This is a genomic window from Actinomadura sp. NPDC048955, assembly GCF_040649435.1.
In the GTDB taxonomy this organism is placed as follows: Bacteria; Actinomycetota; Actinomycetes; order Streptosporangiales; family Streptosporangiaceae; genus Spirillospora; species Spirillospora luteofluorescens.
This window is the reverse complement of the sequence record NZ_JBEZJI010000046.1, coordinates 41,855-62,522: the sequence shown is the minus strand read 5'-3', so window position 1 is coordinate 62,522 and position 20,668 is coordinate 41,855. Positions and strand designations below refer to the sequence as shown.

Here is a 20,668-nt window from a genome sequence, read left to right as displayed (position 1 = left end):
GCCCCGTTCACAGCTTCCTGCGCCAGACCTGCCCGTGCACGACGTCCCCGAAGCGCTCCTCCGGCGCCTCCTGCTCCTCCAGGACGAACCCGGCGCGCTCGTAGAGGCGGTGCGCGGGACGCTGGAGCGCCGTCGTCCACAGCATGATCTCGCCGTAGCCCGCCTTGGCGGCGAAGTCGACGCACTCGGCGACCAGCGCCGCCCCGACGCCCGTCCCGCGGGCCCGCGGCTCGACGTGCAGCAGCCGGAGCTGCGCGACGCCCTCCTCCCGCCGGACGCAGAACACCGCGCCCAGCCGCTCCCCGTCCGACTCGGCGATCCAGGCGTTCTCCCGCTCCGGGTCGTGCCCGCGCACGTAGTCGGCGACGACGGAGGCGACCAGTGCCTCGTAGGTGCGGTCCCAGCCGCACTCCACGTCGTAGAGCGCGCCGTTGCGCTCCACGACCCAGCCGAGGTCGCCGGGGCGCAGCGGGCGCAGGGCGAAGCCGTCCCGGCGGGGACGTTCCCCGAGGACGTCCTGGACGGTGCGCATCGCGGCGAGCAGCCGGCGGCGGTCGGCCGGGTCCAGCCCGTCCAGCAGTTCGCGGATCTCGGCGACGGACCGCTCGTCCAGCATGGCGAAGACCTCGCGGCCCCGCGGGGTGAGCCGGACGATCTGGCGCCGGGCGTCGCCGGGCGCGCGCTCCCGCGCGACGAGGCCGTCGGTCTCGAACCGGGCCAGCATCCGGCTGAGGTAGCCGGCGTCGAGGCCGAGGGCGCGGCGCAGGGCCAGCACCTCGCCGGCCTCCCGCTGCGCCAGCTCGAAGATCACCCTCGCCTCGGTGAGCGAGTAGGGCGACCGGACCAGGCCCTCGCCGAGCACGCCGATGACGCCGGTGTAGAAGCGGTTGAACGCGCGGACCGTGCCGACGTCCTCCCGGGTCGCCTCCATGCCCGCCTCCTAACGTTTGACTCAGTCAAACATTAGGCGAGCCGGGCGCGGCGCACCAGTCCCCGGGGACCGTCAGACGCTCGCCTCGGCCTTCGCGGGCGGCAGTTCCCGCGCGTCGCGGACCACCCTGCGCTCCACGAAGAAGGTCATCAGCGGCACCACGCCGCCGAGCACGATCATCACCATCCGGCTCAGCGGCCAGCCGGTGCGCCGCCACAGGTCGTAGGCGACCACCAGGTAGACCATGTAGAGGAAGCCGTGGACGGGCGCCACGATGCCCGCGAGCGCCGGCATGTCGGTCGGCCCGTACTTGAGGATCATGCCGATCACCAGCAGCACCAGCAGCGTGCCGACCACCAGCGCCAGGATCCGGTACCTGGTCACCGCGCCTTCCACAGCAAACGCACCTTTCGTTCGGCGGCCCCGCGGGCGGGGCGGATCCCCATGGGCGGGGGCGTGCGGGACGCGGGTCAGCCGCGCCCGCGGCTCTCGGAGTTGAGCCGCGCGAGGTAGCGGTTGTAGGCCGCGAGGGCGGGGTCCTCTTCCTCCTGCCGGCGGATGATCTCCCGCTTGACCTCGGCCTCCGCGGGCTCCTCGATGGTCCGCGGGGCGGGCCGCACCCCGGCCCGCTCGTCCCGGATCATCTTGACCCACATCACGATCACGAAGATCGCGAAGATCGGCCACTCGAACGTGTAGGCCCAGCTGCGGTCGTTGCCGCCCTGGGCCCGGTCGAACTGCCACCAGCCGAAGCCGAGGAACGCGCCGCACAGCACGAGGGCGAGCGCATGCAGCCCGAGCCAGCCTGGGGTGAGGAACCGTCGCACGTCACCGAGCCTACCCCCGGTCCCCCGGCCCCCGACCGCGACCCCGGCCCGGCGCGGCGCGCCCGGACGAGGTCCATCAGCGGCGCGGTGCGGCCGCCGCCGGGCCTGTGGACCGCGTGATCGCGAACTCGGCCTGCTTTGTCAGCCCGACGCTCTACGTTTCCGGCATGGCGAGCAGCACGGTGGCGGCAGGGGCCGCGCAGTCGTACCGGTACACGAGGCCCTCCGGGCTGGACGAGGGGCTTCTCGGGCTCTCCACGTCCGGCGGGACGACCAGCAGCGGGCCGCGGGCGCATCCGCACTTCTTCAGCGGCGTGCTGACGCAGGCGGCGGCCGCGGCGGCCGGCCTGCTCGCGCTGGCCGACGTCGCGCAGACCCGGTACTTCCAGCCGCGTCCCACCGCGTTCCGCGACCCGGTCGTCACGTGCAACGGCGACCGGATCCGGATGGAGTCGTTCTCCGCCTGCGGCGGCGTCTACGCGCGGCTGGACGTGCTGGAACCGGCACTGGACGGCGAGGTCCACGAGCGCGGCACGACGAACGTGGACGTGAACGGGCCGCTGCGCGAGGCGCTCGCCCGGGTGGGCGGGTCCGACCCGCTGCACCTGGCGGTCGGCGCGGAGGAACTGGCCGTCACCACGATGGACGGGGCCGTCGTGGAGAAGAAGGTCCCGCTGCCCGACCGCTGGCTCCGCGGCTTCGCCGAGGTCCAGGTCATCACGGCCGGGTTCGACCCGCGCGGGGAGCTGAGCGGGCCCGGCGCGGTGCGGTTCCTGCGGTCCCTGCCGCGCGGCGGGCGCGAGCCGCTGTGGGTCGTCCCCGCGGGCCGGACGCTGCGGGTCGCGGCGCGCCCGTCACCCGGGGCGGTCTGCCTGGCGGGGCCCGACCGGCTGCGGACGATGCTGCCGCTGCTGCGGTTCGCGAAGGCGCTGCGCGTCTACGGGCCGCCCGTCGCCGCCGGGAGCGGGCCGGTGTCGAGCGTCTGGGAGCTGGAGCTTCCCGGCATGCGCTACGTCCTGACGCTGTCGCCGCAGCACTCGCGCGGCTTCTCCGGGGAGGGCGCCGTGCTGGACGCCGTCTCGACCGACGAGGCGGCGGGCGACGCCGACCTGATCGGCGCGCTGCTGTCCTTCGAGCCGCGGGTGGAGCCGGGCCTGCTGGCCGAGCGGTCGGGGCTCGCGCTCGCGCGGACGAAGGCGGCGCTGGTCCAGCTGGGGACGTCCGGCCGCGTCGGTTTCGACACCGCCGAAGCCGCGTTCTTCCACCGCGAACTGCCCTACGAGCCGTCCCGCGTGGCCGACCTCAACCCGCGGCTGCGCTCGGCGCGCGCGCTGGTCGCGGAGGGCGCCGTGCGGTTCACCGCAGAGGACGCGGCGGTCGTCGCCGGCAACGGCGGCGAGCGGCACGTCCGCTTCGACGGCGACCGGGCCTCCTGCACCTGCCCGTGGTGGTACGACCACCGGGGCGAGCGGGGCCCGTGCAAGCACGTCCTCGCCGCCCGGATCGTCCGCCGCGAGGCGAGCGTGGAGGCGGCCCGATGAGGGCCCGCGAGGACGACCTCCAGAAGGCGCTCGACGCCGGCGACGCGGAGCTGGCGGCGCGGCTGGTCGGCGAGCTCGACGACGACGCCCGCCGCGCCGTCGCGAAGGACCTGCCCGACCGCCTGAAGGCGATGCGCGCCGCGTCGCCCTACGGCGAGTTGCCCCGTGCGAAGGCGGAGCCGCTGCTGGTCGCCGGGGCCGGCACGCTCGGCGGGCCGGCCGCCGCGGCCACGTGGCTGTGCCGTCGCGACCTGCGCCTGTGGTGGGCGCCTGACGCCTTCCTTCGGGTGTCCGCGGCGCTGCGCGCGGTCACGGCCGCGCGCCCCGACGAATGGCGCGCCGAAGTCGCCCACCGCGTCGCCGACCGGATCCGCGTCTCCGACGGCGAGTCGATGCTGTGGCACATGGCGGCGGCGCTGGCCGAGTCGGCGGGGACGGTCCCGGATTCGGACGGTTTCGTGGTGGGCTGGGTGACCGAGCGCGACTTCCCCGGCGCCGACGACCCGTTCCTGGACGCGCTCGTCCCGAAGCTGTTCGAGGTGAACGCGGTGGGCGGCGCCCTCGCCGACGACGAGGCGAGCCCCCAGTGGAGGAGCGCCCGCAAGGGCACCTGGGCCGGCGCCCTCTCCGGCATGGCCGCGTCCGGGCGACTCGACCGCGCGCTTCTGCTCGACGGGTGCGTCCGCCGCTTCCTGCGCGGCGGCACCGTCCGCGACCTCCGCTGGTTCATCGCGCTGCACGACGCGCTGGAGCCCAGCGTGGACGAGACGAGCGCCCGCGTGCGCGACTACGTCCGTCTGCTCCCCGCCGCGCCCTCGACCGTCGCCGGCCTCGCCCTGCGCGAGATCCGCCGCGCCGACGACCGGGGCGGGCTCGACGCCGCGCTGTTCGGCGAGGCCGCGGACGCGCTGCTGTTCCGTCCCGAGAAGAAGCTCGTCCAGGCCGCGCTGACCTGGCTCGACCGCACGGCCCGCAAGCGCGACCGGGTCGACGCCACGCTGCGCGCCGTCACGGCCGTCTTCGGCTCCGACGCGCTCGATCTGCGCGAACGCGCCGTCACGGTCGCGACCAGGCATGCGGACCGCGCGGGCGAGGCCGTCCGCGAGGAGGTGCGCGCCGCCGCCGCCGGCCTGCCGGCCGTCCTGCGCGAGCCCGTCGCGGCGGCGTTCGGCGAGGTCGAGACGGCCGCCGGTCCCGAGCCGTCCCCGGGCCCGCCGCCCTTCACCCCGCGCGAAGCGCCCGCGCCGATCGGCTCCCTCGGCGAACTGGCCGAGGAGTTCGCGGTCCTGCTCCGCGCCGACGAGGAGTGGCGCACGTCCGAACGCTTCCTCGCCGCGCTCGTCGAGTTCGCCTACCGCGACCTGGAGGCGACCCGCGCGGCCCTCCGGAAACCCGCCGACGACCTCGCGTCCTGGATCACGGACGCCGACAGACACTCCTACTGGCGCGCCTACGTCCAGGCGAGCTGGATCGCGTTCCCTGTGCAGAGCCTCCTGCGTCCCGCGAAGTCGCATGGCCTCGCCGAAGCGCTGGCCTCCCTTCTGAAGGGGCGGTCCCGCAAGGCGGGGACGGTGTTCCACCCGCAGATGGAGCGCTTCCTCACCCTGCGCAGGCACGAGATCGCGTCCGCGGTCGGGAAGGCGCCCGTCCTCCTCGCGACCCCGACCGAGGGCAGCGGCCACGTCGACCCCGGCGTCCTGGTCGAGCGGCTCGAACGGATCGAGGCGGCGGGCGCCGGGCCGGGGCGGGCCGACCTCACGCAGGCGATGCTGCGCGTGCCCCGCGAGATCGACCCGGCCGCCGCGGCCCGCGCGAGACGGCTGGAGTCCAAGGCCGGCAGGACTCTCGCGGCATGGCTGGCGGACGGCGGCCTCGCCGACCCCGCCGTCGAGTGCACGGTCCTCGACAAGCCCCTCGCGAGCGTCCGCGGCCGGACGGTGCGGCTGCCGACCCGGATCCTGTCCACGGTGGAGGTCCCCGGCGACTCCGACATCGCCCACCTGTGCGCCTTCCCCGAAGACGGCTGGACGGACTTCGGGACGGCGGGCATCAGGGCGGCCCAGGGCTTCTGGCCGTCGGTCCTGCCGTCCCACCGCGAGGTGACCGCCGCGCATCTCGTCCCCGACCTGGCGGGCGCGAGCGAGGAGGACCTGGACCAGGGCGCCATCATGCTCGACCTGGCCGAGGCCGACGGGCCCACCGGCGCGGCCACGGGGACGCTGCTCGCCTGCGCGCTCGCCCACCGCGGCCAGAACGAGCGCGCGGACGCCGTCGAGGCGCTGCTCGTCCTCAGCGCCCGGGGCGACCTGCCGGCGGCCGCGACGGGGACGGCGCTCGGCCGGCTCGCCGCCCTGAAGCGCCTCACCCTCCCCCGCGCCGTGAAGGCCCTCACGGCCGCCGCCGACGGCGGCGGGCACGCCGGGGTCTGGGCGATCCTCGCCGCGGCGCTCCCGCACGCGCTCCCCGGCCCGGGCGAGCGCGCCGCGACCGGGGTTCCCGACCTCATCGCCCTGGCGACCCGCCTGGCGGACACGACCGGCGCCAGGGGCGCCATCGCGAGCGTCCAGGAAGTGGCGGCCCGCGGCGGTTCCAGCCGGCTGGTGAAGGAGTCCGCCCGCCTGCACCGGACGCTCGCAACGTGAGGGCCCGCACCGGTGTTGACGGAAGTACCGGTTCGATGTGGAACGCTGAAACCGGTGGGAAGGAGCGCTGGACGATGACCGAGACCCTCGCGTTCGGCACGGTCGAGACCGTGCTCGGCCGCCTGCTCGTCGGCGAGACCGGGACGGGGGTCGTCTCGCTGCACTTCCGCGACACCCCCGCCGCGCGTGCCCGCACCGCCAAGGCGACCGGGCTGCCCGTCGTGGACGCCCCCGACCGCCTGGCCCCCGCGCTGGCGGCCCTCCGGGACTACTTCGCCGGCGACCTGAAGCACTTCGAGCTGCCCATCGACTGGCGGCTCACGTCCGACGTCCAGCGGCAGGTGCTCACGACGCTGTACGAGACCGTCCCCTACGGGCAGGTCCTCACCTACGGCGACCTGGGAGACCGCAGCGGCACCGGCGTGCACGCCCAGGTCATCGGCCAGGTCATGGGCAGCAACCCGATCCCTCTGATCGTCCCCTGCCACCGCGTCGTCGCCTCGAACGGCCTCGGCGGCTACAGCGGCGGCTCCGGCGTCGAGGTCAAGCGCTGGCTCCTCACTCTCGAAGGCTCCGTCCCCGCCACCCTCGACTGGGACATCGACCGGGGACCGTGACCCACCGGACCGCGAGCCTTCGCAAGCCGCGCTAGGCCTTCGCCCCGGCGTACGTGACGCCAGTGAGGGCCTCGGAGACCTCCCAGAGGCGCTCCCCCAGCCCGGCGCGGTCGGCGTGCCGGGGCGTGGGGACCTTGGCCGGGGCGCCCCGGTACTGGAACAGGCGGGGGCCGTAGCAGGCGCCGCCCGACACGTCCGGCGCCGTCGCGGCGTAGAGGGACGGGAGCGCGCCCGCGGCGGCGGACTGCGCCACCAGCGCGTTGCCCAGCCCCGTGGCCTTCTCCATGAGCGTGTTGCCCTGCATGCGCGGCCCTGTCTGCTGCAGGTTGGTCGCGGCGTAGCCGGGGTGGGCGGCGACGCTGGTCACCTCGGCGACGCGCCGGTCCAGTTCCTTGGCGAAGACCAGGTTCGCGAGCTTGGCCTGGCTGTAGGCGGTCCACTTGCGGTACCGGCGCTCGCCCTGCAGGTCGTCGAAGTCGATACGTCCCGTCCAGGCGAAGCCCGAGGTGACGGTGACGACGCGGGCGGACGGGGCGGCGCGCAGCGCGGGCAGCAGGAGGCCGGTGAGCGCGAAGTGGCCGAGGTGGTTGGTGCCGAACTGCATCTCGAAGCCGTCGGCGGTCGCGCGGCGCGGGATCGCCATGACCCCGGCGTTGTTGACCAGGATGTCGAGGGGCGCCTCGCCGTGCCGGGCCGCGAACTCCCGCACGGACGCCAGGTCGGCGAGGTCCAGGGAGTCCAGGACGAGGTCGGCCCGCGGCGCGGCCGTCCTCATCCGCTCCAGGGCGGCGCCGCCGCGTTCGGCGCTGCGGCAGGCCAGCACGACGGACGCGCCGTGCCGGGCGAGCTGGAGCGCGGTGTGGTAGCCGATGCCGCTGTTGGCCCCGGTGACGATCGCCCGCCGCCCGTGCAGATCGGGGATGTCGCCGGCCGTCCATCCGCCCATGGGGCACCTCCACGTCATATCGCGAGTTCCACAAGTTAGACGGGCCCTCGAATACGAGGCAATGTCCCCATGATGTGGCGCGATTCACACCCCGGACGAAACACGCCCCCCACGTGGAGACCGTCCCCCTCCCGGAGGGCGTGCTCTCCGCGTGGAGGGCGTGTCCTCGGTCAGGCGGGCAGGCTCTTCTCGATGGCGGTGACGACCTCGGCGGACTCCGGCTCGGCCTGGGGCGCGAAGCGGGCCGCGACGGCGCCGTCCGGGGCGATCAGGAACTTCTCGAAGTTCCACCGGATGTCGCCGGTGTGGCCCTCGGCGTCGGGGACGCCGACGAGCTCCCGGTACAGCGGATGCCGGCCGTCCCCGTTGACCTCGACCTTCTCGGTCATCGGGAACGTGACCCCGTAGGTCGCCGAGCAGAACTCGGCGATCTCCTCGGAGCTGCCGGGCTCCTGCCCCATGAACTGGTTGCAGGGGACGCCGAGGACGGTGAAGCCCCGTCCGGCGTACGTCTCCTGCAGCCGCTCCAGGCCGGAGTATTGCGGGGTGAGGCCGCACCTGGACGCGACATTGACGACCAGAACGGCCTTGCCCCGGTACTGTGCGAGGTCCGCGGGCCCGCCGCGCAGGCCCTCGATCTCTACGTCGAAGACAGACATGCGGCCGATCCTAGGAGATCGCTCCGCGGATCGGCCCCGTCCTCGCCGCTGACGCCGCCGGTGGAGGGGGTCTCCCGCCGCCGGCCGCCCTCACGCGCCCAGCGCGCGCGTTACTTGCCCAGCTGGTTCACGAAGGCTGAGAGCGAGTTGCCCGCGTCACCCAGCTTGCTGAAGGCGTTGTTGACCACATCTGCCGCATCCGTCGGTGAGCTCAGCAAGTAGAAGATGACGAAGGCGATCGCCACATAGCGGAGGTTCTTCTTCATCCGTAACGCCATCCCTGTTCGTAGCGCGCGACACAATCGACCCGATCCCATTGTGCCCAGCCGCGTCTGCCCGCAAAGCGCGATTTTACTGTGACGTTCGGGCAACTTCATGGTGGCGTCGCGAAGAGAAGCCCCGTACCGGCGCGGTACGGGGCCGGGCGACCCGTCGGTCAGTTCGGGATGGCGCTCATGAACTGCGACAACGACTCGGCGGCGTTGCCGAGGCCGCTCAGGGCGCCGTTGACGAGATGCGCCGCCCCCTCGGGCCTGCTGATGACGTACCACGCCGTGAAGGCGATGGCGGCGATCTTCATGTGCTTCTTGTTCACTTCAACCACCCTCTGCGGTCGATCACTTACTCTCAGTGATTCCCCAGGGTGGCCGAAGAGAGATCAAGAGGGGACAAAGAGCGGGTCAGGTCCCCTTGGCGTGCCGGTGGAGGTAGTCGATGTAGAAGGGCCGGAGGGCGTCGGCCATCTCGCCCTCCCCCGCGTGCGTGAACTCCTCCAGCAGCGACAGGCCGTGGAAGAGGTCGAACTCGGCGCGGTCGACCTCCCCGGTGGCCGCCGCGGCCGCCGGGATCGCGCGCAGCAGGTCCCACAGGAAGCCGACGTCGCGCCGCTCCTTGGCGAGGCCCATCGCCCGCTCGTACAGCTCCTTGGACGTCAGCTCGTCCAGATTCCCGCCGTCCGGCGTCTGTTCGGCCATGGCCCGACTCTATTCGAGCGTCCGGCCCGCCACCTCGCGCCGGGCGAGGCGACGGGCCGGTCCGTCACTTCGTGATGACGTTCGACGGGATCTCCTGGTCCTGCTTCAGCGCGCCGAAGAGCGTGGACGCCTTGGACCTGTCCCAGGTGATGTAGGACCCGGCGGAGGCGGAGTTCCCGGAGCCCCCGATCGGGACGGTGGTCGTGACGCCGTTCCCGCCGCTGACGCCCTTCATCGCCCACATCATGCGGACCAGGTCGTAGAGGTGGTCGCCGTCGTCCACCAGGAAGTTGCTGGTGGCGTTCATGGCCAGCGGGACGCCGCGGAACGGGTTGAGCATCGTGCCCGGGCTCGTGGCCTTCTTCATCAGCGCGCCGAAGAACTGCCGCTGGTGCTCCACGCGTTCGAGGTCGGCGCGGGCGAAGGCGCGGGTCCGGACGTAGCCGAGCGCCTGGCCGCCGTCCAGCGTCTGGCATCCGGCCTTGAGGTTCAGCCCCGCCTTGCGGTCCTTGATGTTCTCCTTGACGCAGATGTCGACGCCGCCGACCGCGTCCACCACGCCCACGAAGCCGCCGAAGCCGATCTCGGCGTAGTGGTCGATGTGGAGCCCGGTGGCCTTCTCCACGGTCTGCACGAGCAGCTTGGGCCCGCCGAAGGCGAAGGCCGCGTTCAGCTTGTTCGAGCCGTGCCCGGGGATCGGGAGGTAGGAGTCGCGCGGCAGGCTGATGAGGGACGTCCCGCCGGCGCCGTAGTGCAGCAGCATCATCGAGTCGGTGCGGCGCCCGGAGGCGAACCCGGTCGCGAGGCGCTTCTGGTCGTCCTTCGAGAGGCCCTCGCGGCTGTCGGACCCGACGACCAGCCAGTTCGTCCCCGGCGTGTCGGCGACCCGTCCGGCGTAGTCCACGAGGACCGACTCGCGCTTCAGCCGGGAGTCCAGGTAGAAGTAGCCGCCGACGACGACCACCAGGAGCACGGCGACGAGGGCGCCGAACACCCGCGGCCAGCGCCGCCGGCGCCGCCGCCGGTAGGGCGCCCCGCCGCGGGGGCCGCCCTGGTCGGCCCGTCCCCCGGCGAGCTGGTCGCCGGCGTACGGGTCGTCGTACGGGTCGTCGTAGGTGTCCCGCCCGTAGGCGGCCTGATGGTGCTCCGCGCGTGCGGAGTTCTCCCTGCTTCGCCCCACGCGGTCGCCCTCCTTGCGTGCCCGGCCCTGCGGCCAGCCGTCAACCATGCCGTAGACCTTAGACAACCCGGGCGTGCCGCGCGTCCGTCCGGCGCATGATTGTCCACACCAACAAATCACCGCGCTCTGGGAGAAACGAAGCGGACATCGTCCCTCTTACGACGCATACCGCCTCGGGCTGGTAGTACGCGCGGAGGACGCCGGCCGCGTCCACCTGCCGGAGCGCGGCGAGGCGATCGGGAGGGCCCGGTCAGATGTAGAGGCCGTAGCCTCCCTGTTCCTCGCGGGGCGGGGCCTCGGGCAGGTCCTCGGGGCGCAGCAGCGCGACCTCGGCCGGGTCGATCTCGCCGGCCGCCGCGTCCTCCTTGGCGGTGATGCGCTGCGCCTGCCGGGAGATCGCCGCCTCCAGCAGGTTGCGGACGAGCCGGGCGTTGCCGAACGAGGAGCCGCGCGGCTGGGCCGCGACGAGGCGGCGCAGCCCGTCCAGGATGCCGGGGGCAAGCGCGAACCCGTCCTCCGCCGCCATGAACTCGAAGATCGTGACGAGCTCGTCGTCGGAGTAGTCGGGGAACCGCAGCCGCTTCGGGAACCGCGACTTCAGCCCCGGGTTGGCGTCCAGGAAGCGCTCCATCTCGGCGTCGTAGCCCGCGACGATGACCACCAGGTCGCCGCGGTGCTCCTCCATCAGCCGCAGCAGCTCGGCGATCGCCTCGTGGCCGAAGTCGCGCCGGTCGCCGCCGCCGCCGGACGCCAGCGTGTACGCCTCGTCCACGAACAGCACGCCGCCGAGCGCGCGGCCGACCGCGTCCCGCACGCGCGGCGCGGTCTGCCCGATGAACTCGGCGACGAGATCGGCGCGGGTGACCTCCACCAGGTGCCCGGACGACAGCAGGCCGAGCCGGGCGAACACGGCGGCGATCAGCCGCGCGATCGTCGTCTTGGCCGTGCCGGGGTTGCCGGCGAACACCATGTGCCGGGCCGGGGGCGCCGGGGAGACCTTGGCGTCGCGCCGCAGCTGCTCGGCGCGGACCTCGGCGACCAGCGCGGCCACCTCCCGCTTGATGTCGGCGAGGCCGATCAGCCGCTCGACCTCCGCGAGCGGGTCGCCAGGGACGTCGTCGCGGCCGCGGGTGAGGGTGTCGGGCACGTCCTCGGGCAGGATCACGTCGAGGGACTCGTCCTCGTCGACGATCCCGTCGGCCAGGACGCGGCGCCCCTGCATCGCGACGGCCCGTTCGAGCAGGTTCGTCATGATGCGGACGTTGCCGACCCCGCGCTCACGCGGCGCCGCCTCGACGAGCGCGCGCACCTTGTCCAGGACGCCGGGGGCAAGCTCGAACCCCGAGTCGGCGGCCTTGGCGGTGAACACCTCCACCAGTTCCTCGTCGGTGAGGTCGGGGAAGCGGAGCGTGCGGGGGAAGGCGGCGGCGAGGTCGGGGTGGGCCTTCAGCAGCCCGTTCATCTCCGCCGCCGGCCCGGTCAGCACCACGACGAGGTCCTCGGTGTGCACCTGGACGCTCGTCAGCAGCACGTCCAGCACCTCGCGGCCGCGCGCCGCGTCCGACGCGGCCGACACCAGGGCGTGCGCGTCGCGGACGACCAGGACGCCGCCGTGGGCCTGCTCCACCGCCCGGCGGACGCGCAGGACGCTCTCGCTGGCGTACTCGCCGAGCAGGTCGGCGCGCTCCACCTCGACCGTGTGACCGGACGACAGCACGCCGAGGTCGGCGTAGATCCGGCCGAGGATCTGCGCGACCTTGCCCTTGCCGGTGCCGGTGTTGCCGGTGAAGACCAGGTGCCGCAGCCGGGTCCGGGCCGTCATGCCCGCCTCGCGGCGCAGCCGGGCGGCCTTGGCCTCGGCGACGAGCGCGTCGACCTCGCGCTTGACGGGCTCGATGCCGACGCAGGCGGCCAGCTCGGCGAGCGGGTCGGAGTCGGCGGGACGGCCGGCGATGAGCCGCTGCGGCAGGTCCGCGGCGGTGACCTCCAGGGGCCCGGCGTCGGTGCCGTCCTCCCGGGCCCGCCGGTCCGCCTCGGCGACGGCCCGGCTCGCCATGTGCTCCACCAGGCGGGCGCCGCGCAGGTTCAGCATCGGCGGGGTGCGGCGGAGCATGGCGCCGGCGGCCGCGGCCGTCTCCGCCCCGGCGCGCGCGCCGAGCCGCGCGACGGCGAGGGTGAACAGCTCGGCGAGGTCGTCCTCGGCGAAGTCGCGGGTGCGGGCGACGTCGAACGCCCGGACCAGCGCGGGGTTGGCGTCGAAGAGCCGCCGGTCGCCGCCGGGACGGCACAGGGCGACGACGTTGAGCGACGGCGAGCGCGCCATGAGCCGCCGCAGTTCCTCCGCGGCGGCGGCGCCGCACCGCTCGTGCGCGGCGAGCTTCTCCAGGTCGTCCACGACCAGGAGCATGCGGCCCTCCAGGCAGTCGCGGACGCGGGCCTGCAGCCACAGGACGGCGTCGCTCACGCCGAGCGAGGCGAAGACCTGGTCGGAGATCCACAGCGCCTCGCGGACGGCGCCGCCCTCGCCGAGCGCGCTCTCGACGATCTCGGCGGCGGTGCCCTTGCCGGTGCCCTCCGGGCCGGCGATGAGCAGCCGGACCGGCCGCCGGCCCGCCAGCCGCGCCGCCACCGCGTCCTGCAGCGCCCGCGACAGCTCCGGCTGGCCGATGAGCGGCGGGCCGCTCCGCTCCCCGGGCTCGGCCCGCTCGGCGGGGGCCGTCCGCGGGCCGTCCTCGCCGGAACCGAACCTCAGGGTGTTGAAGACCCGGCGGACGGTGAACAGCCGCCGCAGGTCGGTCTGGAACGGGCGCACCGGCACCCGGCTGCGCGGGCTGACCGGCGCCTCCGGCAGGCCCTGCACCGCGCCGGTGAACCGCACCGCCATGTCCAGCCAGGCGCGGGCCGCGTCCGCCGCGCCCGCGACCAGGCCGCGCGCCAGCCACGCCCGCACGTCGTACTGCCACGCCTCGGCGGCGAAGCCGTCCCGCGCGGCGCGGAACCGCTCCTCCACGTTCTCGTAGCGGGCGGTGCCGAGCACCACCGCCAGTTCGGCCGGGACGACCGCGGCGTCGGCCGCCAGCAGCAGCCGCGCCAGCGCCACGTCGGGCTCGTCGCCGTCGGCGACGGCCCCGGCCAGCCCCTCGTGCGCGGCGTCCAGCCCCTCGCACACCCAGCCCAGGTAGCCCACCGGGCCGGCCAGCTCGGGCAGGACGGCCAGTTCCTCCTCGGTCAGGCCGGAGACCCACAGGTCCTCAAGCCGCCGGTTGGGGACGGTCATGTCCGCCTCGCGCAGCGCCGGGTCGGCGGCGCGCCGGTCGAACAGGCCCATCAGCGCCCGCCGGCGCCGCTCCAGCGGCTCCAGGCCCTCGAAGACCTCCAGCCCGGCCCGCGCCAGCTCGAACATCACCGCGCGCCGCTCCCGGTCGTCTCCGGCCGGCTCGGGCAGCCACAGGCCCGGCGGGCGCCACCGCCCGCCCTGGGTGAACCACGCCGCCGGGTCCCGGACGGCCGACTCGGGCGTCGCCAGGAACGCCGACAGCAGCTCGTAGTCGACGTCGCCGCGCGACCCGCCGCGCACCGCCGAGGCGCCCAGCATGAACGTCAGCAGCGACCACTGCTCGGCTCCCGCCGCGCTGGTGTCGCTCCCGTAGAAGTCACTGAGCTGCCGCGTCAGCACGACGGCGCGCTGGTCGGTGTTGTAGGCGACCGCGCGCTCGCGCATCTCCTCGTACAGACCGTCGGGCACGCGCCAGGGGCCGTACGCGTACACATCGAGGACCGGCTCCTCAGTGAGCAGCACTTCGAGATGGTCCGGCAGCCGGGGGGAACTCACCTGGGGTCGTCTCCTACGCAGCGGATCGTCGAGGCAATCACATCCGACAAGCACCTTACGGCGCGTCACGATCACGCACACCCCTGTTGCGGCGGGTTGGCAGGCGGCCCGGCGTCCGCGATAGTTGTCGGACGGAAACTATTCGCCGGACGAGTCCGGCCAAAGCAGCACACAAGAGGGGAACCCCCCGTGTCACCTTTGGAAGTGACCACACGGCCGGACGGCGGACGCGCCGTCCTCAGGCTGTGCGGAGAACTCGACGTCGCCGGCTCGCAGGAGCTGCGCGTCCACCTGAACGAGGCCCGCCGCGAGCACGGCGACCACCTCGTGCTGGACCTCACCGACCTCGAGTTCATGGACTCGGGCGGCCTCTCGGTCATCGTCGCCTGCTACAAGTCCGCCACCGCGGCGGGCGGCAGCCTCGTCCTCGCCGGGCCCCGGCCCATCGTCCGCCGCGCCCTGGAGATCACGGGCCTGCACCGGCGCATCCCCGTCAAGAGGACCCTCCAGGAGGCGCTGGCGACCGAACCCGACCCCGCCTAGAGCGGGAGGGGGGTGGGGCGCTTCGGGCCGCGGCCGTCGCCGGAGGAGCGGCGCGTGGCCCGGCGGCCGATCCACGGCAGCAGGTACGTCCGGGCCCAGTGGACGTCCTCGCGCCTCATCGTGAGCCAGTCGGCGCGGTCCAGGGGCGGCCAGGGCTCGCGCCAGTCGCTCTCGACCGGGACGCCGACCACCCCGGCGACGTAGAGCGCCATGCGCCGGTGCCCCTCGGGCGACAGGTGCAGGCGGTCCTCGTACCAGGCGCGAGGGTCGTGGAAGACGCGCAGCGGCCACAGGTCCACCACCGCGCAGCCGCGGTGGTCGGCGATCGCGCGCAGGTGCATGTTGTAGGTGGCGGCCTTGCCCCGGATGCGGCCGCCCGCGCGCAGCCCGCGCGGATCGAACCCGGTGAAGACCACGACGCGGGATCCGGTGGCGCGCAGCCGCCGGACCGCGTCGTCGAACAGGACCGCGGCCGCGTCGGGGTCCGCGCCGGGACGGATCATGTCGTTGCCGCCCGCGCAGAGCGTGACCAGGTCGGGCGAGAGGCCGACGGCGATCGGCACCTGGTCGTCCACGATCTGCCGCACGAGCTTCCCCCGGACGGCGAGGTTGGCGTAGCGCAGGCCCGGGTTCAGCGCGCCGATGTGCTCGGCGAGCCGGTCCGCCCAGCCGCGGAAGACGTCGGTCTCGCCGGGGTAGGGGTCGTTCAGGCCCTCGGTGAAGCTGTCGCCGATGGCCACGAAGGTGCCGATCTTCTCCGATGCGCTCATCGCAACCCCCAGCGCGGACTCATGCTCGATCACGACGAACAATCATGCATGGTGCACACGACCTACGCGACCGTAGCCACCGCCCGAACCACGCCGCGCCCCCGCGCGCGGCGGCTACGTCCAGCTCGGAGAGGTGGTGCCGAGTTGGCCGCCGGGGGCGCCCGGCGCGGGGGCGGCCGCCTGCGCTCCGGCGGCGTGCACCGTCATCGCGTGCTTGACCAGCGTGATCAGCACCTGCTTGGTGGACTCGCGGCTCCGCGCGTCGCACTGCACGATCGGCACGTGCGCGCTGATCGACAGGGCGTCGCGGATGTCCTCGACGGCGTACTGGAACTCGCCGTGGAACCCGTTGACCCCCACCACGAACGGCAGGCCGAGCTCCTCGAAGTAGTCCACCGCGGCGAAGCAGTCCTCCAGCCGGCGGGTGTCGACCAGCACGACGGCGCCGATCGCGCCGCGGACCAGGTCGTCCCACATGAACCAGAAGCGGTGCTGCCCGGGGGTGCCGAACAGGTAGAGGATCAGCTCGCTGTCCAGCGACACGCGGCCGAAGTCCATCGCGACCGTGGTGGTCGTCTTGTCCGGGACGGCCGACAGGTCGTCCACGTCGGCGCTGGCCGCGGTCATCACCGCCTCGGTGGTGAGCGGCATGATCTCCGAGACGGAGCCGACGAAGGTGGTCTTGCCGACGCCGAAGCCGCCACCGACGACGATCTTGACCGAGGTCAGCTCGGTCTCCCCGCCGTGCGGCCCCGGCACGTGGTCAGAGCTTCCGAAGGCCACTGAGCACCCTTTCTAGCAAGCGGATGTCCGGCTGTCCGCCGGCGGTGGTGGGGGACTGCGACTGGTGCAGGCGCAGCAGCCCCTCGACGGCCATGTCGGCCACGAGGACCCGCGCGACCCCGAGCGGCAGGCGCAGCAGCGCGGACACCTCGGCGACCGAGCGGGCCGACCGGCACAGGTCCATGATCGCCCGGTACTCCGGGGTCAGCACGGCCACGTCCCGCGGCGGGTAGGGGGCCGCGGTGACGAGGGCCTCGATGGCCAGGTCGTACCGCGGCCGGGTGCGCCCGCCGGTGACCGCGTAGGGGCGCACGAGCGAGCTGCCGTCGTGCTCGTCCCGCTCGGGAGGACGGCCCTGCACGGGGGCCCGCCCCTGGTCACCCGGCCAGCGGCCGCCGCCTCCGGGACCGCCCCCGAAGGGACTGCCTCGATCCATGTCGCCGACCTCCGTCAGAGTCAGTCACGGTCAATAGCGGGCGGGCCCGGCGCCCATCTCGGTCACGGAAGGCCCCGAGTACGGGGGCTGCTGCTCCTGGGCGCGCAGGGCGGGAGTCAGCACCCGTCCCACCCGCTCCACCAGGAGCGTCATCTCGTAGGCCACCAGCCCGAGGTCGCAGTCGGGCGCCGCCAGCACCGCGAACACCGAACCGTTCGTGATGGACATGACGAACAGCAGCCCGCGGTCCATCTCCACGACGGTCTGGTTCACCCCGCCGGCGTCGAAGATCTTCGCCGCGCCCTGGGTCAGGCTCATCAGCCCCGACGCGATCGCCGAGAGCTGGTCCGCCCGCTCCGGCGGGAAGCCCGCCGAGTAGGCCATCGGCAGTCCGTCCGAGGAGACCACGACGGCGTGCGCGACCTTCGCGACACGGTCCGCGAAGTTCGTCACCAACCAGTTGAGATCCTGCCCGCTCACCGGGTGCCTCCTGTCTCGCCGTCACCCTGTGACGGCACCTCACCTGATGTGCCTGTGCCACGAGCCTCATGGCGTCCCCGGTGGACGCCGCGCTGCAGGCTCGCGAAGCGGTTGCGTACAGCGTCGGCCGACTGGCCGGGACCCTGCTCCTGCTGCCCCTGCGGCTGCCCCGGGACCTGCTGGCCGATGACCGGCATGCCCTGCGTCGGCGCCTGCGGCCCGAGACCGGCCCCGGCGGGGGCCGGGCGGCCCTGCGGCGGGCCCGCCGGCGGCTGGGGCGCGTCCTGCGCCCCGCGGCCGACCGCCCCGGGGATGCGGTTCTTGCCGGGCACCCGCTTGGGCAGTCCGACGTTGGTCCGGCTCGTCGCCACCGGCTCGCGGGCCGCCTCGGCGGCGCGGAAGCCCGCGTCCGCCGGGGACTCCCAGCTCTTGGCCGGCTCCTCGCCGGACGCGCCCCCCGACCTGCGCATGAACCACTCCGACTGCATCGCGTCGAAGATGGGCGAGCGCTCGGGCGGGCGCGGCGGGGCCTTCGGCTCCGGGGCCGCCGCGGCCCGCGCGGCCGGCTGGGGAACGCGCGGCTCGGGGACGGAGGCCTCCGGCACGTGGGGCGCGGGCGCCATGGGCGCCGGGGCGACCTGCTCCAGCGGCCCGGTCTCCCACGGGATGTGCCGCCCGCCGCCGGAGTCGGGCACCATCGGCTGCGCCTCCGGGACGACCGGCTGCGGCCCGGTCCGCCCGCCCGGCCGGTAGGCGCCGTTGGTGCCGGCCTCTTCCTCCGGCGGGCGTTCGCTGCGCGGCTGGAAGAGCCCGTTCGAGGAGCCGCCGTCGGACGAACGGCTCTGCAGATGCGTGCCCGGCTCCCGGACCGGCAGCTCCCCCGGCCTGCGCGGCGGCTGCCCCTCGCCGGTCCCGTAGGGGTCGTTCGCCGGAGTGCGCCGGTCCCGCGCGGGGCGCCGCTCGGCGGGCGGGACCACGGGCTGCGCGCCCGTGCCGTAGGGGTCGTGCGCGCCCGGGGACGGGATCGGCCCGGTCTCGGAGACGCTCGGCAGCGGGCCGGTGGCGCCGCGGGCGGGCCGCAGCGGGCCGGTGCCGCCGACCATGGGGTGCGCTCCCGTGCCGCCCGCCAGGGAATGCGGTCCGGTGCCGCCGCCCATGGAGGCGGCGGGCCCGTAGTCGTCCTGCCGGAACCCGCCCGAGGGCGGCTCGGCGGCGGGGGCGGTGGTGAGCGCGGCGAGCTGGTTGTGGGAGCCCGCCTCGCGCGGGGCGAGGCCCGGGCGGGTGCCGATGCCGGCGGACTCGCCCGGCGTGACCACCGCGTCCGGCAGCACCACGAACGCGGTGAGGCCGCCGCCCTGGGCGGCCCGCAGCTCGACGCGGATCCCGTGCCGGACGGCCAGGCGGCCGACCACGAACAGGCCCATGCGGCGGGCGGCGGAGAAGTCGATGACGGGCGGATTCGCCAGCCGCCAGTTGGCCTGCTCCAGCTCCTCGGGCGACATGCCGACGCCGTTGTCGGTGATCTGCAGCATGCAGCCGCCACCGCTCAGCATCTGCCCCGACACCGTCACCTTGGTGTTCTCCGAGGAGAACACGGTGGCGTTCTCCACCAGCTCGGCCAGCAGGTGGACGAGGTCGTTGACGACGGGGCCGGCGACCGTCATGTCGCCCTGAACCCGCAGCGCGACGCGCTCGTACTGCTCGACCTCGGACAGCGACGCGCGGACGACGTCGATGAGCGGGACGGGCTGGTTCCACCGGCGCACCTGCTCCTGGCCGCCGAGGACGAGGAGGTTCTCGCAGTTGCGACGCATGCGGGTGGCGAGGTGGTCCAGCCGGAACAGGTTGCCGAGCTGCTCCTCGTCGCGCTCGCTCTGCTCCAGCTCCTCGATCAGCCGCAGCTGCCGCTCGATCAGGGACTGGCTGCGGCGGGAGAGGTTGACGAACATCGCGTTGATGTTGCCGCGCAGCACGGCCTCGTCGGCGGCCAGCCGGACCGCCTCGCGGTGGACCTCGTCGAACGCCCGCGCGACCTGGCCGATCTCGTCGGTGGAATCGATCTCGATCGGCTTGACCTCGATGCCGCCCGCGGCGGCCTCCGGGTCGCGCAGCCGGTCGACCAGGCCGGGCAGCCGCGCGTTGGCGACGTCGAGCGCGCCGGACTGGAGCCGGCGCAGCGGCCGCACCAGCGAGCGCGCCATCACGATCAGGGTCGCCAGCACGACCGCGAGGACGAGGAACAGCAGCACGCCGTCCCGGATCGCCGCGGTCTGCGCGCCGGACCGCGCGTCGTCCGCCGAGGCGGCGAGGTCGGCGGCGATGCGCTTCTCGACCGCCCGCAGCTTGTCGACCCGCGCGGTCGAGTCGGCCGTCCAGGAGCGGGCCGTGCGGACGCCGAGCCGGACCTGGAGCTGCCGGGAGGAGTCGGCGACGGCCAGCGTCTGCAGCCGGGTCACCTCCGCGCGGTCCAGCTCGGGCCCGGTGACGGTGTCCTCGTACAGCCGCAGCTGGGCCGGTGTCGCCGAGCTGCGGAAGGCGGAGATGCTGGTGTTCATGTCGGCGCGGGCGTCGTCGACCGCGGCGCGGTCGAGGGGCTCGAACCGCCCCTCCCAGAGCGCGGACGACAGCAGGGCCCGCTCGCGGGACGCGGCGTCCTTGGCGTTCGCCAGGTCGGCGAGCGCCAGCGCGCTCTGCGCGAGCTCGGCCGTCGGGGCGTCCTGGGAGATGAGGATGTGGAAGGAGGTGAAGTCGTCGACGAACTCGGTGTACTTGTCGATGATCACCCCGGGGCCGAGGCGCGCGGACGCGGTGCGCAGCGCGGGCAGGTCGTCGACCCGGTTGAGGACGTTGCCGACCGCCAGCCGCAGGCTGGTGGAGTACAGCTCGACGTCCGCGGCGGCGGCGCGCACCTTGCGGGCGTCGGCGTCCACCGCCTCCTGCCGCGCGGCGAGCGCCTCGGCGCCCGCGGCGCGCCCGCCGCCGGCGGCGCGCTCCGCCATCGCGTCGCGCTCGGCTTCCACATCGTGCGCGAGCGCGGTCAGTTGATTACCGAGCGTAGCCACCTGACCGGTACGGCTATAGGCCTCGGCGTTGTCCAACGACACCGAAACGCGGTAACCCGCAAAGAGTGCGGCCACGATCGTGGGCACCGCAATGAGGGCGAACAGACGCGTGCGCACTCGCCAGTTGCGCAGCTTGTACCGCCCGCCGCGGGAGCCTCGCTTCGGGGCGTCGTCCCTGGCAGACGGGCCTGGCTGGGGGGATTGCGGGGCCATCTCGGCCCCTTCTGCTTTCCGCACTGCCCTCCGCTACCTCTCAATGGGGTCGATCGCTCGCGGCGTACAGTGGCCTGAACGGGATTCGGGTCGCATCGCTCACCCACGCCACTGGGGGCGAGCGCGAGATATTGCAACACAGAGCCACCATCATGGCCAACCCGAATGATCACACAAGTCTGGACTTGTGATGCAGGAGATGCGAATGTCACAGACTGTTATCCCATGTTCA

19 protein-coding genes are annotated in these 20,668 nt (G+C 74.0%); 4 read left to right on the top strand and 15 right to left on the bottom strand.

What is annotated here, in order from left to right; genetic code table 11:
- Positions 1-7: 7 nt before the first annotated feature.
- The 3 genes from AB0C84_RS32880 to AB0C84_RS32870 all read right to left on the bottom strand — a co-directional run bounded on the left by AB0C84_RS32880 (position 8) and on the right by AB0C84_RS32870 (position 1,758).
- A complete protein-coding gene (locus AB0C84_RS32880; RefSeq protein ID WP_361074080.1) occupies positions 8-931 on the bottom strand; it encodes a helix-turn-helix domain-containing GNAT family N-acetyltransferase in 924 nt (307 codons plus the stop codon).
- A gap of 72 nt (positions 932-1,003) precedes the next feature.
- Positions 1,004-1,327, bottom strand: coding sequence for a DUF3817 domain-containing protein (locus tag AB0C84_RS32875; RefSeq protein ID WP_179847542.1), 324 nt, complete (start codon positions 1,325-1,327; stop codon positions 1,004-1,006).
- 74 nt (positions 1,328-1,401) lie between these two features.
- Complete coding sequence (locus tag AB0C84_RS32870; protein ID WP_258939656.1) at positions 1,402-1,758, bottom strand: hypothetical protein; 357 nt, start codon at positions 1,756-1,758, stop codon at positions 1,402-1,404.
- A gap of 167 nt (positions 1,759-1,925) precedes the next feature.
- Here AB0C84_RS32870 and AB0C84_RS32865 point away from each other — a divergent pair, with 167 nt between their 5' ends.
- The 3 genes from AB0C84_RS32865 to AB0C84_RS32855 all read left to right on the top strand — a co-directional run bounded on the left by AB0C84_RS32865 (position 1,926) and on the right by AB0C84_RS32855 (position 6,558).
- Positions 1,926-3,299, top strand: a complete 1,374-nt coding sequence (locus AB0C84_RS32865) for an SWIM zinc finger family protein (RefSeq protein WP_361074077.1) — start codon at positions 1,926-1,928, stop codon at positions 3,297-3,299.
- A complete protein-coding gene (locus AB0C84_RS32860; protein WP_361074075.1) occupies positions 3,296-5,941 on the top strand; it encodes a DUF6493 family protein in 2,646 nt (881 codons plus the stop codon). The genes AB0C84_RS32865 and AB0C84_RS32860 overlap by 4 nt, the downstream gene beginning before the upstream one ends.
- Positions 5,942-6,015: 74 nt before the next feature.
- Positions 6,016-6,558, top strand: coding sequence for a methylated-DNA--[protein]-cysteine S-methyltransferase (locus tag AB0C84_RS32855; RefSeq protein ID WP_179847538.1), 543 nt, complete (start codon positions 6,016-6,018; stop codon positions 6,556-6,558).
- 31 nt (positions 6,559-6,589) lie between these two features.
- On the opposite strand, the gene AB0C84_RS32850 is transcribed toward AB0C84_RS32855, so the two are convergent.
- The 7 genes from AB0C84_RS32850 to AB0C84_RS32820 all read right to left on the bottom strand — a co-directional run bounded on the left by AB0C84_RS32850 (position 6,590) and on the right by AB0C84_RS32820 (position 14,149).
- Positions 6,590-7,504, bottom strand: coding sequence for an oxidoreductase (locus tag AB0C84_RS32850; protein ID WP_361074073.1), 915 nt, complete (start codon positions 7,502-7,504; stop codon positions 6,590-6,592).
- Positions 7,505-7,674: 170 nt separating this feature from the next.
- Positions 7,675-8,163, bottom strand: a complete 489-nt coding sequence (locus AB0C84_RS32845) for a glutathione peroxidase (protein WP_361074071.1) — start codon at positions 8,161-8,163, stop codon at positions 7,675-7,677.
- Between the two features lie 110 nt (positions 8,164-8,273).
- Entirely contained in the window at positions 8,274-8,429 is a 156-nt protein-coding gene (locus tag AB0C84_RS32840; RefSeq protein ID WP_179847535.1) for a hypothetical protein, read from the bottom strand.
- 170 nt (positions 8,430-8,599) lie between these two features.
- Positions 8,600-8,758: a hypothetical protein gene (locus AB0C84_RS32835; protein ID WP_179278923.1), complete on the bottom strand. Its 159-nt coding sequence runs from the start codon at positions 8,756-8,758 to the stop codon at positions 8,600-8,602.
- An 85-nt stretch (positions 8,759-8,843) separates the two neighbouring features.
- The gene (locus tag AB0C84_RS32830) at positions 8,844-9,137 is read right to left on the bottom strand and encodes a hypothetical protein (protein WP_179847534.1); all 294 of its coding nucleotides are present in this window, start codon (positions 9,135-9,137) and stop codon (positions 8,844-8,846) included.
- 64 nt (positions 9,138-9,201) lie between these two features.
- A complete protein-coding gene (locus AB0C84_RS32825) occupies positions 9,202-10,365 on the bottom strand; it encodes an LCP family protein (RefSeq protein ID WP_361074068.1) in 1,164 nt (387 codons plus the stop codon).
- 202 nt (positions 10,366-10,567) lie between these two features.
- Positions 10,568-14,149 carry an AAA family ATPase gene (locus AB0C84_RS32820; protein ID WP_361074066.1) on the bottom strand — a complete coding sequence of 1,194 codons (3,582 nt, stop codon included), beginning with the start codon at positions 14,147-14,149 and terminating at the stop codon, positions 10,568-10,570.
- 204 nt (positions 14,150-14,353) lie between these two features.
- On the opposite strand from AB0C84_RS32820, the gene AB0C84_RS32815 reads away from it, so the two are divergent.
- Positions 14,354-14,692 (top strand): STAS domain-containing protein, encoded by a 339-nt coding sequence (locus tag AB0C84_RS32815; RefSeq protein WP_179847531.1) that lies wholly within the window; start codon positions 14,354-14,356, stop codon positions 14,690-14,692.
- On the opposite strand, the gene AB0C84_RS32810 is transcribed toward AB0C84_RS32815, so the two are convergent.
- The 5 genes from AB0C84_RS32810 to AB0C84_RS32790 all read right to left on the bottom strand — a co-directional run bounded on the left by AB0C84_RS32810 (position 14,689) and on the right by AB0C84_RS32790 (position 20,223).
- Positions 14,689-15,462: an SGNH/GDSL hydrolase family protein gene (locus AB0C84_RS32810; protein WP_179847530.1), complete on the bottom strand. Its 774-nt coding sequence runs from the start codon at positions 15,460-15,462 to the stop codon at positions 14,689-14,691. The genes AB0C84_RS32815 and AB0C84_RS32810 overlap by 4 nt on opposite strands.
- Before the next feature lie 114 nt (positions 15,463-15,576).
- Complete coding sequence (locus tag AB0C84_RS32805) at positions 15,577-16,191, bottom strand: ATP/GTP-binding protein (RefSeq protein ID WP_258939693.1); 615 nt, start codon at positions 16,189-16,191, stop codon at positions 15,577-15,579.
- A 34-nt stretch (positions 16,192-16,225) separates the two neighbouring features.
- Positions 16,226-16,681, bottom strand: coding sequence for a DUF742 domain-containing protein (locus tag AB0C84_RS32800; protein WP_258939649.1), 456 nt, complete (start codon positions 16,679-16,681; stop codon positions 16,226-16,228).
- Positions 16,682-16,711: 30 nt separating this feature from the next.
- Positions 16,712-17,161 (bottom strand): roadblock/LC7 domain-containing protein, encoded by a 450-nt coding sequence (locus AB0C84_RS32795; RefSeq protein WP_173396277.1) that lies wholly within the window; start codon positions 17,159-17,161, stop codon positions 16,712-16,714.
- Positions 17,158-20,223, bottom strand: coding sequence for a nitrate- and nitrite sensing domain-containing protein (locus AB0C84_RS32790; RefSeq protein WP_361074063.1), 3,066 nt, complete (start codon positions 20,221-20,223; stop codon positions 17,158-17,160). Before AB0C84_RS32790 ends, AB0C84_RS32795 begins: the two co-directional genes overlap by 4 nt.
- Between the last annotated feature and the right edge of the window lie 445 nt (positions 20,224-20,668).